The organism is Actinomyces sp. ph3, from assembly GCF_000308055.1.
GTDB lineage: Bacteria > Actinomycetota > Actinomycetes > Actinomycetales > Actinomycetaceae > Pauljensenia.
This window is the reverse complement of sequence record NZ_CAGY01000001.1, coordinates 173846-189745: the sequence shown is the minus strand read 5'-3', so window position 1 is coordinate 189745 and position 15900 is coordinate 173846. Positions and strand designations below refer to the sequence as shown.

At 54.6% G+C, this 15900-nt stretch carries 14 protein-coding genes; 9 read left to right on the top strand and 5 right to left on the bottom strand.

What is annotated here, in order from left to right:
- Positions 1 to 49: 49 nt before the first annotated feature.
- Entirely contained in the window at positions 50 to 1660 is a 1611-nt protein-coding gene (locus tag HGAS_RS00865; RefSeq protein WP_019126071.1) for an ABC-F family ATP-binding cassette domain-containing protein, read from the top strand.
- Between the two features lie 31 nt (positions 1661 to 1691).
- Here HGAS_RS00865 and HGAS_RS00860 read toward each other — a convergent pair whose 3' ends face one another.
- A complete protein-coding gene (locus HGAS_RS00860) occupies positions 1692 to 4157 on the bottom strand; it encodes a DNA gyrase/topoisomerase IV subunit A (RefSeq protein ID WP_019126070.1) in 2466 nt (821 codons plus the stop codon).
- Positions 4158 to 4223: 66 nt separating this feature from the next.
- Here HGAS_RS00860 and HGAS_RS00855 point away from each other — a divergent pair, with 66 nt between their 5' ends.
- Both HGAS_RS00855 and HGAS_RS00850 read left to right on the top strand, forming a co-directional pair.
- Positions 4224 to 4757 (top strand): DUF5998 family protein, encoded by a 534-nt coding sequence (locus HGAS_RS00855; RefSeq protein WP_019126069.1) that lies wholly within the window; start codon positions 4224 to 4226, stop codon positions 4755 to 4757.
- Positions 4747 to 5889 (top strand): alkaline phosphatase family protein, encoded by a 1143-nt coding sequence (locus HGAS_RS00850; protein ID WP_019126068.1) that lies wholly within the window; start codon positions 4747 to 4749, stop codon positions 5887 to 5889. The genes HGAS_RS00855 and HGAS_RS00850 overlap by 11 nt, the downstream gene beginning before the upstream one ends.
- Here the strand turns inward: HGAS_RS00850 and sepH are convergent.
- Complete coding sequence (gene sepH / locus HGAS_RS00845; RefSeq protein ID WP_019126067.1) at positions 5886 to 6857, bottom strand: septation protein SepH; 972 nt, start codon at positions 6855 to 6857, stop codon at positions 5886 to 5888. The genes HGAS_RS00850 and sepH overlap by 4 nt on opposite strands.
- 172 nt (positions 6858 to 7029) lie before the next feature.
- Between sepH and HGAS_RS00840 the strand changes: the two genes are divergently transcribed.
- From HGAS_RS00840 to HGAS_RS00825, 4 genes are read left to right on the top strand one after another with little or no spacing between them, the layout of a single operon-like run.
- Positions 7030 to 7332 (top strand): DUF4193 domain-containing protein, encoded by a 303-nt coding sequence (locus HGAS_RS00840; protein ID WP_019126066.1) that lies wholly within the window; start codon positions 7030 to 7032, stop codon positions 7330 to 7332.
- A gap of 18 nt (positions 7333 to 7350) precedes the next feature.
- The gene (locus tag HGAS_RS00835) at positions 7351 to 7995 is read left to right on the top strand and encodes a DUF3710 domain-containing protein (protein ID WP_019126065.1); all 645 of its coding nucleotides are present in this window, start codon (positions 7351 to 7353) and stop codon (positions 7993 to 7995) included.
- Positions 7988 to 8365, top strand: a complete 378-nt coding sequence (locus tag HGAS_RS00830) for an OB-fold nucleic acid binding domain-containing protein (RefSeq protein WP_019126064.1) — start codon at positions 7988 to 7990, stop codon at positions 8363 to 8365. Before HGAS_RS00835 ends, HGAS_RS00830 begins: the two co-directional genes overlap by 8 nt.
- Positions 8355 to 9026 carry a DUF3159 domain-containing protein gene (locus tag HGAS_RS00825; RefSeq protein ID WP_019126063.1) on the top strand — a complete coding sequence of 224 codons (672 nt, stop codon included), beginning with the start codon at positions 8355 to 8357 and terminating at the stop codon, positions 9024 to 9026. Before HGAS_RS00830 ends, HGAS_RS00825 begins: the two co-directional genes overlap by 11 nt.
- An 8-nt stretch (positions 9027 to 9034) precedes the next feature.
- Here the strand turns inward: HGAS_RS00825 and HGAS_RS00820 are convergent, their stop codons facing one another.
- A complete protein-coding gene (locus HGAS_RS00820; RefSeq protein WP_019126062.1) occupies positions 9035 to 9718 on the bottom strand; it encodes a potassium channel family protein in 684 nt (227 codons plus the stop codon).
- Between the two features lie 3 nt (positions 9719 to 9721).
- Complete coding sequence (locus tag HGAS_RS00815; RefSeq protein WP_009409369.1) at positions 9722 to 10372, bottom strand: potassium channel family protein; 651 nt, start codon at positions 10370 to 10372, stop codon at positions 9722 to 9724.
- Between the two features lie 122 nt (positions 10373 to 10494).
- Between HGAS_RS00815 and HGAS_RS00810 the strand changes: the two genes are divergently transcribed.
- Complete coding sequence (locus HGAS_RS00810; RefSeq protein WP_019126061.1) at positions 10495 to 12483, top strand: APC family permease; 1989 nt, start codon at positions 10495 to 10497, stop codon at positions 12481 to 12483.
- 14 nt (positions 12484 to 12497) lie between these two features.
- Positions 12498 to 13760: a class I SAM-dependent RNA methyltransferase gene (locus HGAS_RS00805; RefSeq protein ID WP_019126060.1), complete on the top strand. Its 1263-nt coding sequence runs from the start codon at positions 12498 to 12500 to the stop codon at positions 13758 to 13760.
- Between the two features lie 112 nt (positions 13761 to 13872).
- Here HGAS_RS00805 and HGAS_RS00800 read toward each other — a convergent pair whose 3' ends face one another.
- Complete coding sequence (locus HGAS_RS00800; RefSeq protein WP_019126059.1) at positions 13873 to 15870, bottom strand: alpha/beta hydrolase family protein; 1998 nt, start codon at positions 15868 to 15870, stop codon at positions 13873 to 13875.
- Between the last annotated feature and the right edge of the window lie 30 nt (positions 15871 to 15900).

Here is a 15900-nt window from a genome sequence, read left to right as displayed (position 1 = left end):
CTGCTTGGTGCGTGAGCACGCGCGCTGGGCACCCCGTTAGAATGACAGAGTGATCAACGTTTCTCACTTTTCCTTGCGGATCGGTCCGCGCGAGCTCATTTCAGATGTCTCTTTCAGGATTGATAAGGGCATGTGCATTGGATTAGTTGGTCGCAATGGTGCGGGTAAAACAACGACAATGCGGCTTCTGGCCGGAGAAGAAGACCACGGCGCTGCCCAATATGAAGGCACGATTACACGTAACGGAACGGTCGGATATCTTCCCCAAGATCCGCGCGAAGGTGATCCCGATCAGCTTGCACGCGACCGAATTATTTCGATTCGCGGTATTGACGCGATCATTAAGAAAATCAAGCGTGCCGAACACGAAATGTCGACGACCGAAGGTACACGCCAGCAAAAAGCCATGGAGCGTTACGTTCGTCTGGACCATGAATTTACTCAGGCTGGAGGTTGGGCGGCGAATGCGGAAGCCGCGCAAATTGCCCACTCCTTAGGCTTAGATGATCGCGTATTGGGACAGACTCTCTCAACACTGTCGGGTGGTCAGCGTCGACGAGTTGAACTTGCTCGCGTGCTTTTCTCGGGTGCGGATACCCTTTTGCTTGACGAACCGACAAACCACCTTGATCACGACTCGATTCTGTGGCTTCGCGATTGGATCAAGACTTTCCCCGGCGGTGTCTTAGTGATCTCCCACGACGTCAAACTTCTGGGTGACACTGTGAATCAGGTGTTCTACCTGGACGCTAATCGCGCGCATGTCGATATTTATCATTTGGGATGGGCTGCATACCTCAAACAGCGTGAGGAAGATGAGAGGCGACGCCGAAAAGAACGCGCTGTCGCGCTAAAGAAAGCCGAACAATTGCGCGCACAGGGTGAAAAAATGCGCGCAAAGGCCACCAAAGCCGTCGCTGCTCAACAGATGCTTCGCCGTGCTGAAGAGCTGGTCGCCTCTGTTGGAAGCGAAGAGGTCCAAGAAAAGGTTGCGCGGCTGCGTTTCCCCGAACCTCTTCCCTGCGGAAAAGTGCCGCTGAGTGCACAGGGGCTGTCGAAGAGCTACGGCTCTTTGGAAGTTTTTACCGGTGTTGATCTTGCCATCGACCGCGGTTCGAAAGTTGTCGTCCTGGGGCTTAATGGTGCTGGTAAAACAACTCTTCTTCGCCTACTTGCCCGCGTTGAAGAACCTGATAGCGGAATTGTTGAAGACGGCCATGGCCTCAAGCTTGGCTACTACGCTCAGGAACACGACACCTTGGATATGAATGCCACTGTTAAGGAAAACATGGCTCATAGCGCCCCGGGGTTTGACGATACGCATGTTCGCAACGTCTTGGGTCAGTTCCTATTCAGTGGAGATGACGTCGATAAGCCGACACACGTACTTTCGGGTGGAGAAAAGACTCGCCTAGCGCTGGCAACCTTGGTTGTCTCGGGTGCAAACGTTCTTCTTTTGGATGAACCGACGAACAACTTGGACCCCGCCTCGCGTGAAGAAATTTTGCACGCGCTCCATTCCTACGAGGGTGCCGTAGTTCTGGTTACCCACGATCCGGGTGCAGTGACAGCCCTTGCCCCCGAGCGCGTACTGGTTCTTCCCGATGCCGATGAAGATCTTTGGGATGATTCCTATCTGGACTTGGTGACACTCACCTAAGCCCAGATAGAACAAACACGAGGCCGCTATCTCAACCGATAGTGGCGATTGCGTGCGTAATCGGGGTTCCCGAGGCGTCGCGGCGCTCGTCGAGCGCGGGAAGCTCCACCGGAGTTCCATCGGCCGAGGCTGCGCGTGGGTTATCCCCAACCCAGGCGATATCCAAGCGGTCCTCTCCACGAAGGAAACGCTGGACGCGTACACCTTGGGTGCCTCGTCCCTTGTAGGGGTACGCGGCTAGGGGAGTGACCTTCGCGGTTGTTTGTCCCGTCCCCGGGAGCGCTCCAGCGGCACCGGCCACGGTAACGACCACGGCCTCGTCGGGGCTACTCACCGACCAGAAGCCCAGCACGTTCGCCTCATCTGAAAGCTTCATCCCTGCCATTCCCGAGGCCGTGCGTCCCTGTGGGCGGACCTTCTCGGCCGGAGTGCGAAGAAGCTGAGCGTCGGAGGTGATGAAAACAAGGTCGGAGGTGTCGCTGCTGGGGCCGAATCCAACCAGTTCATCTCCCTTTTCAAGTGAAATAACTTCCCATTCATCGCGCTGAAGTACATCGGGCTTCAATCGCTTGACGACGCCCATACGTGTACCCATTGCCATGACGGTATCTGCTTCGGGATCAAGCAGACCGACTGCAGGCGCATCGGTATGGATGAGCAGAGCACTGGGAGTTGCAGCCGCGAAGGACAATCCAGTTTCAAAGCGCGGAAGCGCAGGAAGATCAACGACGTCAATGCGGTGTGCAAGGCCATCGGAGGTGACGACTGCGATCTGCGAACGAGCGGAGGTCGAAAGCTGTGCGCGGATTCCATCGTGCGATGCGCGAGGGCCAGCTTCGATTGGATCTGCACCTTCTACTCTGGCGAGCGATCCTGCCGCTGAGAGGACAACAACACACGGATCATCGGGAACTTCGAGCGACATTGTCGTCGCTTTTCCAGTTGCAGCTGGGATCGCAGCGAGTGCTGCGCCGGGCTGCGCTTGGTCAACCTGGGTGCCGGTTGCTGAAAGAAGAAGGGTCCGACGAGGCGTTCCCAAGCGTGCTGCAACTTCTGAAAGTTCCTGGCTGATGAGCGCGTAGAGACGATCTTGAGAGGCCAAGATCTCTTCCAACTCTGCGATCTTTGCATTGAGCTCATCGCGTTCAGTTTCGAGTTCGATACGAGAGAACTTTGTGAGTCGACGCAGGCGCAATTCAAGAATGTGGTTTGCCTGGACTTCAGAGAGATCGAAAGCAGTCTGGAGGCGTTCGCGGGCGGTTTCGACGTCATCGGAAGAACGGATGATGGCAATAACGTCATCGATATCGAGAACCGCAATGAGCAAGCCCTCAACCAGATGCATGCGATCACGACACTTTCCAAGGCGGAAGTTGCACCGACGAGTCGTGACATCGATTCGATGGTCAAGGAAAACTCGGAGCATATCTTTGAGCCCCAGCGTCCTTGGTTGGCCATCAACCAATGCAACTGCGTTGATCGAGAAGGAATCTTCTAAAGGGGTGCGAGCATAGAGCTGTTGGAGTACTGCTTCGGGGTTGAAGCCGTTTTTGATCTCGATGACCAAGCGCAGGCCGTGAATGCGGTCGGTGAGGTTCTGTACTGCCGAAATTCCCTTCAAACGACCTGCAGAAACATTTTCTTTGATCTTCTCAATGACCTTCTCGGGTCCGACCATATAGGGCAGCTCAGTGACGACAAGGCCCATCTTTCGTGCGGTGACACGTTCAACCTGAACCTTTGCGCGAGTCTTGAACGCGCCGCGGCCAGTTTCGTAGGCATCCTTGATCCCCTCAAGGCCAACGATTACGCCGCCTTCTGGTAAGTCTGGGCCGGGTACATAACGCATGAGGTCAGCAACGGAAGCATCGGGATGCTTGAGAAGATACTGCGCTGCTGCAATTGTCTCTGAAAGATTGTGGGGTGCGATATTCGTTGCCATACCCACAGCGATACCTGAAGCGCCATTGACGAGAAGCTGAGGGAAACCGGCAGGGAGGACCTCCGGCTGCATGAATTGATTGTCGTAGTTGGGAACAAAGTTGACGGTGTCTTCATCAAGGGATGCGACCAAGTCCAAGGCTGCTGGAGCCATCCGCGCCTCGGTATAACGCGCGGCAGCGGGACCGTCGTCAAGGGAGCCGAAGTTTCCGTGTCCATCAACCAAGGGCAGACGAAGGTTGAAGGGCTGGGCCAATCGAACCAGCGCGTCATAGATTGCCGAGTCCCCGTGAGGGTGCAGCTTACCCATAACCTCGCCGACAACTCGCTGAGACTTAACGTGACCGCGATCGGGACGGAGGCCCATTTGGTCCATCTGGAAAAGGATGCGGCGTTGAACGGGCTTCAAACCGTCGCGTGCGTCAGGGAGAGCGCGTGCGTGGATGACAGAAACAGCGTATTCGAGGAAGGATCCCCTCATTTCTGTCGAGACATCGATTTCTGTGATGTTCTGATCAGCATCGGGGAGATTGAGCTTTTCGTCCTTCGTTCGCATGGGTCGATTCTCTACGAAATTGGCGTAAAACCGCCAGGTACACGCCGCTCTTGATAGAATTAGACGGTGAAATTAGATCGCGATATCGAGCGTGCTGGCTTCTTCCCTGACCTTGCAATTCGAGCCGTTCATCGCTTACTCGGCAATGAAGAGGTCCGTGCGTCGCTTGTGCAGGTTGAAGCGGCATTCGATCGCGGGTCAATGTTCCGCCACTTAACAGTTCTTGTTCTGACTCAGCGTTGCTTCATTCAGGTACACGTAGATGAGGGAGATAACCACAGTGCTGTTGTAGTTTCGGCTGCCCGTCCTATTCGTGCGATATCGGGAGTTTCAGTTCAAGAAGTCATTGCTGATCCCACTCAGGGACACGAGGTGTCTGAGATGACGATCAGCATCGATATGGGCTCTCAAAAGCGCAGCGATATTGAACAGCTCCGCTGCGATGATCCGACATGCCAAGCCGATCATGGTTTCATGGCCCGTAGCTATCCCGATGATATTTCTCTTCGAGTCTCGCAGCTGGCAGATGGCTCGCGTACATATACGGACGCTCAAGTTTTGGTTGATGCTCTTCTTGAGGTGGTCCGTAATGCTCAATGACCATCTCCGGGCTACAGGAGCCTCCTTACCGAGCGCGGATGATTTTCGTCTGACGCAGGTGATTCCCGCAGTGATGGGAGCAGTTGAACCCGAATTATCGCTCGCTCGGCCCGATCTTTCCTCAAGTTTGGGACTGGAACGAGCCAAAGCCGCAGTAGTCATTCTGGTTGACGGCCTGGGCTTCATTCCTCTAATGGATCACTTAGGACACGCGCGAAACCTTCGTGGATTCCGGGATCAGATCCACACTGCTTACTCGGTTGTCCCATCGACGACTGCTGCAGGTATTACCGCCTGCGGAACGGGTCAGCTTCCTGGTCGCACCCGCATGGTTGGTTACAGCGTCCTTCATGGCGAGCGCCTCTTTAACCTGCTTGCCTTCACGGATGGGATCGATCCAATGCAGTGGCAAGAATGCCCGACCTTCTTCGAAGAGCTTTCTGCTGCTTCGGTCCCGTGCGCGACCATCCTTCCAGCCAAGTTTGCTGGTTCTGGACTCACTTCAGCCGCTCTTCGAGGTGCTCGTTTCGTGCCGGCTACGTCATGGGAAGAACGGTGCCAGGCGGCAATTGACCAGATTCGCTCTGGCACGAAGTTGGTATATCTCTATTGGTCTGATATCGATGCCGCCGGTCATGCTCACGGGGTTGGATCAACTCAGTGGAGTGATGCCTTAGAAGACTTCGATGCGGGACTTGGACGTTTCCTGAGCTCGCTTCCAGACGATGTTCGCGTTGTTCTCACCGCCGACCACGGCATGGTGAATATTGATTTTGACCGGCTCTATAACATCGCCGAGCTATCTCCCTTAAGTCAGGGCGTGCGCGCAGTCGCTGGGGAAACACGAGCAGTTCATGTTCACTGTCTTCCGGGTACGAACGAACTGCAGGTACGTAACCGTTGGGAAGAATTCCTTGGCGAAGATGCATGGGTAGTGGGAGCTGATGAACTACCAGAACTGATCGGTACGGGACCAGGTCTTGCCGAAACTGGTGATTTCGTTGTCTTCTCACGAGGCCGTGGTGGGATAGTCGATAGCCGCACTCAAAGCTCGGGAGCTATGACACTGATCGGCGTCCACGGCTCTCTAACACCCGATGAAATGCTGATTCCGCTAGCGGTGCTTGCTTAGGGACGCGAGCCAAAAACGATCTCGTCCCAGCTTGGAACGGAACGCCTCTTTGACTTTTTCGCAGCAGCGGGAGCTTGAGGAATATCTTCAAGCTGTTCAAGCGGCAGGGGTTGATCTTCAACGGCCTCTGTTGTTTCCGCAGATTCTTTTACCTCTGAGGAACTCTTTCGTGCCTCGGTTAAAGAATGGATACGCGCTGCCAAAGATTCAACCCCGGCGGGCAGATGGGGACGCTCCTCTGAGATCTCCTCTTCGTCTTCCTCATCATCGAGCTCATACTCAATTTCTTGGGGCTTTCCGCGTTGAGCATTGAGCTGCTCGACCAGTGCTTCACGTTCTTCGATATCAGAGCGATCCACAGAGAAAACGGGGGCCGGAACAGGAAGTGAAGTAAAACTCTGGACTCCGGTCGGGGAGGCGGTCTCGGTCAGCCAACGGGCTTCCTCGTCAATGGCCTCGAGATGGCCGGAAGCCTGTAAACGCCACTGCGCACCGTGCTCGACGGCACCCTGAATGAAAGTCAAGTGAATGACCCAAGGGGAATCGGCCTGGCGCGATGCTGACCAATGCAAAGAATCTGGGGAAACTCCTCGGGCTGCCAGACGGTCAACAACCAAGTCTCCCATAACAGGCGAATCAGGAAGATTTCCAATAGGGCTGGAAAGGGCGCGCTGAAGTGCATAATCCTTCTCTGCCTGAACGGGAGCTTCGAAGCGAGTGATTTGCGAGACCTCAACATTGTGTTCGCGTGCGATATCGACAGCTCGTGCACCAGAGCGAAGCAAGGCTTGGATTTCACGAGGACGCAAGGGCTTATCTTCGGTAATCGCCTCGATCCGCGGACGATCGCGACGGACGGCACCTCGCAGTTCGTCTGTGATCGGGGTGGTGTAACGACGGCCTTCACTATCTGTGAATACCAGTGTTTCTTCGTCAGCACCTACTCCGAGAAGATCAAGATCGATCATCGCTTTTCCTCCTTGCTTCGTGGTCAAATTTTCTCAAAGATGGCGTTAAAATCCTTGATTGCCGGGGCGCGTGTCCTTTTCAGTAGCGCGTAAACTTTCAACGTGTTACCCTGCAGCGCAGCGAATGTGTTACGCGGGAGCGCGATACATGATGAGAAAAAGGGAGGACAAGATGGCCACCGATTACGATGCACCTCGTAAGAATGACGACGATGTTGCTGAAGACTCCATTGAGGAGCTGAAGTCGCGTCGCAATGATTCTGGTTCGGCGAATGTCGACGAGGATGAAAATGAGGCCGCAGAGAATTTTGAGCTCCCCGGTGCAGATCTTTCGAAGGAAGAACTGACGGTTCACGTTGTCCCCAAGCAGGATGACGAATTCACCTGCTCGATGTGCTTCTTGGTCCATCACGCTTCTCAGCTTGCCTACGTCGATGACAATGGACAGCCCGTCTGCACTGAGTGTGCTGGCTGAGCGTGAGATAATTCAGTTATGTTCGGACGTTCACGCAAGGAAGACACTGTTCAAGAAGAGGTAGAAGAGGAAGTACGCCCCCAGCTCTACGACGAGTCAGAACTGTGGCAGATCCCCGGCCCCCGCGAAGAATACGAAGTTGATACCTCGGTCGATTATGTTGACCTAGGTTCACTGCGCATTCCTGCCGTACCTGGAATGCAGATTCGTGCACAAGCTGGCGAAGATGGTCAAAGCATCATTCGAATTATGTTGGTGCTCGCTTCTTCGGGGCTCCAGTTCTCTATTGCCGCTGCGCCGCGTTCGGGTGGAACCTGGGATGAACTTCGTCCGCAGATTCGCGCCGCCTATGAAGAGGGCGGTAGTACTGTTCGTGAAAAGCACACTCGCTATGGTGATGAGCTTGAAGTTGATGAGGCAGTGACGCTTCCCGATGGGAAGAAGGGCACCACGCGGACCCGAATTATCGGACGTGAGGGTGACCGTTGGTTCGCGCGAATCGACATGGTCGGTCCTGCAGCATTGGGCGGTCAAGAAGCTGATGACTTCGAGGAACTCATCGACCGCGTTGTTGTCGTCCGCGGCGACGAACCTCGACCGCGACTGGATCTATTGCCACTTCATCTTCCCGATCAAAGCGCAACACGAGTTCCCAATGTTTAAGAAACTCATCGATCGCGCAGTGAAAAGGCTTTCACTGAGTCGTGAAGACATCGACGCCAACGATGAGAAACAGAGCCGGGAAGAACGCGGGCGTTTAGCCGTTGCCGACGTTCAGGATCGTCAAAAAGCGGTTCTCTTTGGGACGATTCAATCGGTCACCTACTATCCGGAAATTATTCGTCCGCTGATTGATGCCACTCTCTTTGACGGAACGGGGACAATTGTGCTTCGCTGGCCGGGACGCAGTGATATCCCCGGTATGCATGCGGGAGTTCACCTCGAAGTCGAGGGAACAATTGGTGTCAGTAATGGGGTAAAAGTGATGACGAACCCGCTCTACCGTCTGATTGCAGAGGACAATGTCGAATAACCGATACGCGTGGCTTTCCCAAGATGAGTTTTCGGCCTCCGACGTTCTTGGGGGAGCGCGAGGTATTGCCGAGGCCGTGGTTCCCGGCCTCGTATTCTTAGGCTGTTACCTAGTCAGTGGTGCGCTGCTGTCCTCCGCGATCGCATCGGCATTGTGCTCAGTGCTATTTGCAATCATCCGTCTCATTCAGCGCCAGTCGATTGTCCAATCTCTATCAGGACTGCTTGGGGTTGGGATTGCTTTGGTATGGGCACTGGTTTCGGGGAAGGGAATTAACTTCTTCACCTGGGGCCTTGTGACAAACGCAGCATGGGCATTGGTCTTACTGGTCAGCTTGGTTATTGGGTGGCCGCTAGTTTCGGTACTTTTTGGACTCTTAACCGGGCGTTCCATTCGTTGGGTGAAAGAGCCGGAGTCGCGCGATCTCGCAGCTAAATGCGTGTGGCTGACCTTGGCATGGTCTGCAGTCTTCATCATCCGCCTGGCTGTTCAGGTACCCCTGTGGCTGAGTGAACAAGTCGCATGGCTTTCAGCAATGAAGATCGCGCTGGGAATCCCGCTTTTTATTCCTGTTGCCTGGCTGACCTGGTGGCTCTTGAAGGATGATTTCCGCCTGCATCATGCGCGTTCCGATTCTGCGCAGGATTCTGAAAAAGACTAGCCCTCTATCTAGGCCTCGGTTTCCACTTCCTGTGTCAGCATGCGGTTCAATGCGGTGAGAACCTGACCTCCGCGATCTGAAATCAACAGGACGAGTTCATCCCCAGCCTGATAGGAATCATCCGCCTGAGGTGCAAAAGGTGCACCATCGCGTAAGAGCGCACTCAAGACAACACGAGGTGGGAATGCGACATCGCCAATGCTCCTGCCAATGATTGGGGAGTTGTCCGGCAAGACGAAGGCGTACATCGCTGCCTGTGCAGAATGGAAGGCGAAGAGCTTCACCGGGGTTCCGACAGAGATCGCTTCCTCGACCAAAGCAGTCATGATTCGCGGAGTCGAAACTGGAACGTCCACGCCCCAGGAGGCGTCAAACAGCCATTCGTTCTTTGGATTGTTTTGGCGTGCAACAACACGTGGGACAGCGAACTCGGTCTTTGCAAGAAGCGAAATGACCAAATTTGCTTTGTCGTCACCGGTTGCTGCCAAGACGACATCGGCATCACGCACGCCCGCTTCCGAAAGCGCTTCGGGCGAGCACGCATCGGCAAGAATCCATTCGGCGTCAGCTACTGAAGCGACACGCAGCTGGTCGGGTTTCTTATCGATTAAGGTCACGTCGTGACCGTGATCGAGTAGTTCAAGAGCAACCGAACGTCCCACGGAACCGGCGCCGGCGATAACAATCTTCATCTCTTAGTCCTCAAGGCGTGGTGCGCGTGTCAAGATGTCACGCAGGGGGAGTGGGTCTTCACCAGAGATTGCGAAATACAACTGGTCATGTTCCTGAATAACCAACTCTGGACGGGCGGGAAGAATTGTTCCTAGGCGGGAGACGAAGGCAATCCGCTCACCCGTCAAGTTCTCGACTGTCGGGAAAGAAAGTCCGTACCAATCAGCGATTGGAGTGGCGGTGACCAAAGAAACCAGTCCGGAGGGATGCGTCCATGTCACTGCGGCATCAGGCGGCATCAGGCGGCGAAGCACCGATTCCGTCGTTCGTTTGACTGTAGCAACTGTGGGAATTCCCAGACGTTCGTATACAAAGGCTCGTTCGGGGTCATAGATTCGAGCAACAACACGCTCGACATGGAAAGTCTCGCGTGCGACACGGGCGGCAATAATGTTCGAATTATCGCCATTTGATACCGCAGCAAAGGCGTAGGCATCTTTAATTCCCGCTTGTTTTAAGGCATCGCGATCCATGCCAAGTCCAGTGACTCGGCGGCCCGAAAAATCCTGAGGAAGGCGTTGAAAAGCCTTGGAATCAGAGTCAATGACTGCGACGGAGTGGCCTTGCGCATCCAAAATAGTGGCAAGACTGGCGCCGACTCGGCCGCATCCCATAATCACAAAGTGCACACTCCAACGCTACTCGCACAAAGCGGTCATGGCATCTGTTTGACTCAAAAGTTGCTCTGTACGCGTCCAAAAGTGACGCTCTGTCATCCAGAGGATACGCTTAAGAGGTGTCATCATTCGTTGAGTCCGCAAAACGCGTTTTAATCGGACGTCCTATTCGTTCCAAGGCGGCGGCCCGTCAACTTCTCCCAAAGAGGCTTGCTCTTCCGATCTATGCTTCTGATGCGCTTTCGTCTGTTGCCTACGCACCGGATGAAATTCTCCTCACACTTGCATTGGCAGGCTCTCTTGCTCTCATTAAGTCGGTGTGGGTCGGTGTAGTTGTCGCCTGCGTTTTGGCTGTCGTTGTTCTGTCTTATCGGCAAACCGTTCATGCCTACCCTTCAGGCGGCGGGGACTACGAGGTCGTCACGACGAATCTTGGTCCCAGCTGGGGACTACTCGTGGCCTCGGCACTTCTTGTCGACTATGTATTGACTGTAGCGGTGTCAATCTCTTCCGGCGCAAACTACCTGACCACGATCTTCCCGGGTCTGCGTGGTTCAGAAGTTCCCATTGCGGTTGGACTAATTATTTTCCTTACTTTGGTCAACCTGCGAGGAACGCGAGAAGCGGGGACAGCATTTGCGATCCCAACCTATGCCTACATGATAGCTATTGCAGTGATGATCATTGTTGGCTTCGTCCGTCTGTTCATGGGGAATCTTCCCATGGCGGATAGCGCTGCTTATGACATCCATGCAGCAAGTTCTCACCTTGATGGGCTGACCGGTTTGGGTGGGGTTTTCTTGCTCATGCGTGCTTTCTCTTCTGGCTGCGCGGCCTTAACGGGGGTTGAAGCCATTTCAAACGGCGTCCCGAACTTTAAGCGTCCTAAGTCGCGCAACGCAGGAATTACCCTGCTGATGCTCGGAGGTATCGCCGCTTCGATGATGATCTCCATCCTCGTATTAGCGCGTTATACGGGGCTGCAGATGGTTGACGATACCTCGATGGTTTATCTCCACGGTAGCGCCCAACCTGATGTGCACTTCGCTCCGGTGATCAGCCAATTGGCCTCGACGATTTTTGGCGACGGCTCGCTTCTCTTCATTTTCGTGACCGCAGTGACGGGCTTTATTTTGATCCTTGCGGCAAACACCGCTTTCAACGGCTTCCCAACCCTGGCCTCGGTTCTCTCGCGTGACTCCTTCCTGCCTCGTCAGCTTTACAAGCGTGGTGATCGCCTGTCGTACTCCAATGGCATCATGGCCCTCGCTGTGGGCGCCTCGGCATTGGTGATTCTTTTCGATGCAAGCGTCACCCGATTGATCCAGCTCTATGTAGTCGGTGTTTTCGTTTCGTTTACGCTTTCCCAACTGGGAATGATCCGCCACTGGAATAAACGCCTGCGCCTTCCACAAAATGGCAGTGAACGCAGCAAGGTGCTTCGCTCGCGTTCTGTGAACATCATCGGCTTTATGATGACCGGATTCGTTCTTGCTGTCGTTCTGGTCACGAAATTTACTCACGGTGCTTGGATCACCGTTTTGCTTATCGCTCTGGTCTTCACCATCCAGCGTTTAATTCGCCGCCACTATGACACCATTCGTGGCCAGCTGCGGGTAGAGGATTGGCATACGCGGCGTGCGCTGCCTTCACGTGTTCGCGCTTTGGTTTTGGTCTCGAATTTATCGAAGCCTTCAATGCGTGCCATTGCGACGGCACGCGCGCAGGCTCCCATCAATTTGGAAATTGTTTCAGTCGTCTCGGACCTCGAGGAAGAAAAGCATATTCGTCGCGAATGGAAGGAATCAGGTCTTCCTGTTCCTTTGACGCTCGTCGCCTCACCATTTAGGGACATCACACAAATCGTCATTTCTTATGTACGTTCAAGGCGTCAGCGGTCGCCAGAAGAAATGCTGGTTGTGTATATTCCAGAGTTCTTGGTTCGACACTGGTGGGAGAACATTCTCCATAACCAGATGGCGTTGCGGTTATCTCGATCTCTTCTACGAATCCCCGGCGTTGTTCTTACCATCGTCCCCTGGAAGCTTGGCGAAGACATCCAGGTCGATGGAACCCAGAGTGTCAATGATCCATTCAAGCGCCAGTGAGGAGAGGTCTACATATGAGCGATTCTGGTGAACTCATCGAGCTCACGATTGGTGCGCCTGCGCATGGTGGTGCCTGCGTCGCACGCGATGATTCCGGACGTGTGGTTTTTGTTCGATTTGCCCTTCCAGGTGAGAAGGTGCGTGCACGTGTCATCGATTCACATAAGCGTATGTTGTGGGCCGAGGCCGTTGAGATTCTTGAGCCCAGCCCTGATCGAATTCCCAGCGTGTGGCCAGCAGCTGGCCCCGGTGGCGTAGGTGGGGGAGAACTCTCCTTCGTCACTCCCGAAGGCGGACGTCACTGGAAAACCGATGTTCTAGAAGACCAATTGCGGCGTATTGGCCGTGAGCGTGTAGCCGAGCAGGTCGAGGCCATTGGGGGAGTGAGCGTTCAGCCGGCACCCGGTGATGAGAACCGTGAAGAACTTCTGGGACGACGCACGCGTATCGAATGCGTCGTGAATAAAGCTGGCCGACTTGGTATGCGCCGCTATCGCTCGCATGAGATCCAGGTACTGGAGTCTATGCCTTTAGCTGCCGAGGAGATCAATAAACTCGATGTCTGGGAGGGGAATAAGGTTTTTTCTCACCTTCCCGAGGGCTCGCGCGTCCGTTTGATTGCTGCTCCCGGTCAGCCGGCACTGATTTGCACGGATGAGGGCTGCTGGGATGCCCAAGGAGATGCGTGGAAGGGACCCGTAACGTGGACAGTTTCCCGCGAAAATGGAGCGGATCAGTATCGCGTTCGGCCTCAAGGTTTTTGGCAAACGCATCGTCGTGGAGCCGAAGTTTTAGCCCGAAACGTTGAGGATATCGTCGCCTGGCTCGGTGCTTCCCGGATGATGGAGCTTTACTCGGGGGCAGGACTCTTTTCGCTGCCGTTGTCGCGCCTTGTGGGCAGCGCTGGGCGCTTGGTTACCCTTGAAGTTGACGAGGCCGCCGTTGCCGACGCCGTGGCAAACGTTGGTAGTGACGTGCTTGACGCTTTCGTTGGCGACTGCGATGCACCTGCAGTGCGCGAACTCAATAGCGAATTGGGGGGTGCGGAGATTATCATCGCTGATCCTCCAAGATCCGGAGCTGGCAAAGAAGTCTGTCATGCGATGGCCAGTACCGGGGCAGAGCACATTCTGCTTGTGTCCTGTGATCCTGCCGCAGCTTCACGTGACCTGCATGATCTTCTTGAGGAGGACTACAGGATCGCCGATATGCGTGCCTGGGATCTCTTCCCCTACACGCACCACTTTGAAGTGATGACGTTACTGGAGAGGATCTAGAGTTCGTCGCTGGACTTAGGTTGAGGAAATAAGCCCATTAGTTGGATGCAGTTGGGGGCAGGCCCAGAGCCTGCCCCCCCAACTGCATCCAACTCGTCTACTAGGATGAGTTTTAGAGGTTTTCGATCTCGAGGTTCACGGGTACCTTTGCGTTGAGCTTCCAAACTTGCGAGTAGAAGCTGAGTTCGCTTTCCCACGAATCCTTAATATGCGCTGCTGAACGGAATCCGTGGCCTTCACCGGAGTAGAGACGCATAGCCACGGGACGGCCGCTGTCACGGAGGGCCTTGAACATGGACTCTGCTTGCGAGGGAGGAACGACCTTATCTTCTGTACCCTGCAGCAATAGAAGTGGTGCGTGGATCTGATCGACCTTGTTGATCGGAGACCGCTCGGCCCACACGGGATCAGAAAGATCATCCGATCCAATAAGGAATTTATCGTAGTGCGACTCGAACTTGTGAGTGGTTGCTTCGAGCAACTTGAGGTCACCAATACCGAAGAGCGAAGTACCAGCGGTGAAAACATCGCTGTCAGCAAGAGCTAACAAAACCGTATAACCACCTGAGGAGCGACCTCTGATCGCGATGCGCTGAGGATCAGCTAGTCCTTGGGAAACCAAGTATTGTGCACCTTCGGCACAATCTTGCACGTCAAGGACACCCCAGTGCCCATTCAGACGTTGACGGTACTTCCGTCCGTAGCCAGTGGAGCCGCGGTAATTGACATCAAGAAAGGCAAATCCACGGGAGGTCCAGTATTGCACAGCGATTGATAGCCCCGGACGAGCAGAGGATGTCGGACCTCCGTGAACATTGACGAGGAGCGGAGGAAGGGAACCCTCAGGAGCAGTGAACTCGGGGTTCTTCGGTGCGTAGTAGAAACCGTGGACAGTCTCTCCGTCGCTACTGGTCCATGAAACTGCTTGAGCGACAGAAATCAGATCTTCGCTCAGGTGCTCTTGAGAAGAAGATCGGAGTACTCGAGATGCCCCACCAGAGACCTCAACGATTGCGGGTTCGTGGGTTGCGCAATCCGCAAGGGTCACTACACGGCCTTCGTAGCAGGCAACATTTCCGGTTGGCCACCACGGGGTACGCCACTCTTCGCACATACCGTTATCCAAGCGAACAGTGCCCAGATGCCACGTCCCGTTTTCTGCCCATGAGCAAATGAGGTTTTCGTAGTCGAAGTTATCGTAGGAATGAAGGCCAAGCTGCCAGTGAGGATGCGAGAATGCACGTGCACTGGGATGCAAGGGGCGTGTGCGAAGACGCGTCATCCAGGCGAATTGATCTTCGTCATCATTCCACTGGAACCCCTCTGTGCGATAGAGATTCGCCCAACCGGAGGAGTCATCGACGTGGATTAGATCCCCATTTAGGGTCCAACGTGGTTCATAAACGCAGACTTCTGGCTTATCAACCAAAATCAACGAGGCTGCGATCTTGCCCTCAAAATCCAGTGAGCCAACGTGGAGGGCGGAGCGTGTCCATGCCATGTTGGGGTGGTTCCATGAGAGCCATGCGAGTTTGGTTCCATCGGGACTCAAGGTCGGCGATGAGACGAAGTCAGATCCACCAAAAATCGGGATGATTTCGAAAGCATTGCGCGCTGCGCGTCCATCCAGGGGAATTGCGACAAGCGAATTAACTGGTTCACCGGGATTCGAATGATCTTCTGCGACCGCATAAACCAAACCGCGAACGTCGGCGATTTCGAAGTCGCCGTAGCGAACTTTACCCAAAGGAGTGAGCGGGACCAACTGGCGCCTCGGATCGCGGGTGTTAAAGGCGTAGACACGACCGTCGAAGCCATCAGAAAAGACGATGAAGCCGTCAGAAACTGCGTATGCTCGTCCGCCATATTCATGGACACGGGTGCGGACGTCAGGCAGACGGATACCATCAATGAGCGGAAGAACTTCAGAGATTTGCCCCATAGAATCCGCGCGCAGAAGAGTATTTCGACCGTTATCGCGGGGGTTACCTTCAACCCAGTAGGTATCGGTTTCGTCGACGCGAACCTGTGACAGCTGCACTGATGTCTGAGTGTAGGAATCGGCTTCGACCGGAGAGTCCCACTGTCCATACGGACGTTGCACGCTCATCGTGTCTCCTTCTCTATACGTCAAGTCGTC

Coding starts and splice junctions, on each gene's coding strand:
- HGAS_RS00860 (WP_019126070.1), bottom strand. CDS start 4,157: ATGCGAACGAAGGACGAAAAGCTCAATCTCCCCGATGCTGATCAGAAC.
- HGAS_RS00850 (WP_019126068.1), top strand. CDS start 4,747: ATGCTCAATGACCATCTCCGGGCTACAGGAGCCTCCTTACCGAGCGCG.
- sepH (WP_019126067.1), bottom strand. CDS start 6,857: ATGATCGATCTTGATCTTCTCGGAGTAGGTGCTGACGAAGAAACACTG.
- HGAS_RS00840 (WP_019126066.1), top strand. CDS start 7,030: ATGGCCACCGATTACGATGCACCTCGTAAGAATGACGACGATGTTGCT.
- HGAS_RS00835 (WP_019126065.1), top strand. CDS start 7,351: ATGTTCGGACGTTCACGCAAGGAAGACACTGTTCAAGAAGAGGTAGAA.
- HGAS_RS00830 (WP_019126064.1), top strand. CDS start 7,988: ATGTTTAAGAAACTCATCGATCGCGCAGTGAAAAGGCTTTCACTGAGT.
- HGAS_RS00825 (WP_019126063.1), top strand. CDS start 8,355: ATGTCGAATAACCGATACGCGTGGCTTTCCCAAGATGAGTTTTCGGCC.
- HGAS_RS00820 (WP_019126062.1), bottom strand. CDS start 9,718: ATGAAGATTGTTATCGCCGGCGCCGGTTCCGTGGGACGTTCGGTTGCT.
- HGAS_RS00815 (WP_009409369.1), bottom strand. CDS start 10,372: ATGGGATGCGGCCGAGTCGGCGCCAGTCTTGCCACTATTTTGGATGCG.
- HGAS_RS00805 (WP_019126060.1), top strand. CDS start 12,498: ATGAGCGATTCTGGTGAACTCATCGAGCTCACGATTGGTGCGCCTGCG.
- HGAS_RS00800 (WP_019126059.1), bottom strand. CDS start 15,870: ATGAGCGTGCAACGTCCGTATGGACAGTGGGACTCTCCGGTCGAAGCC.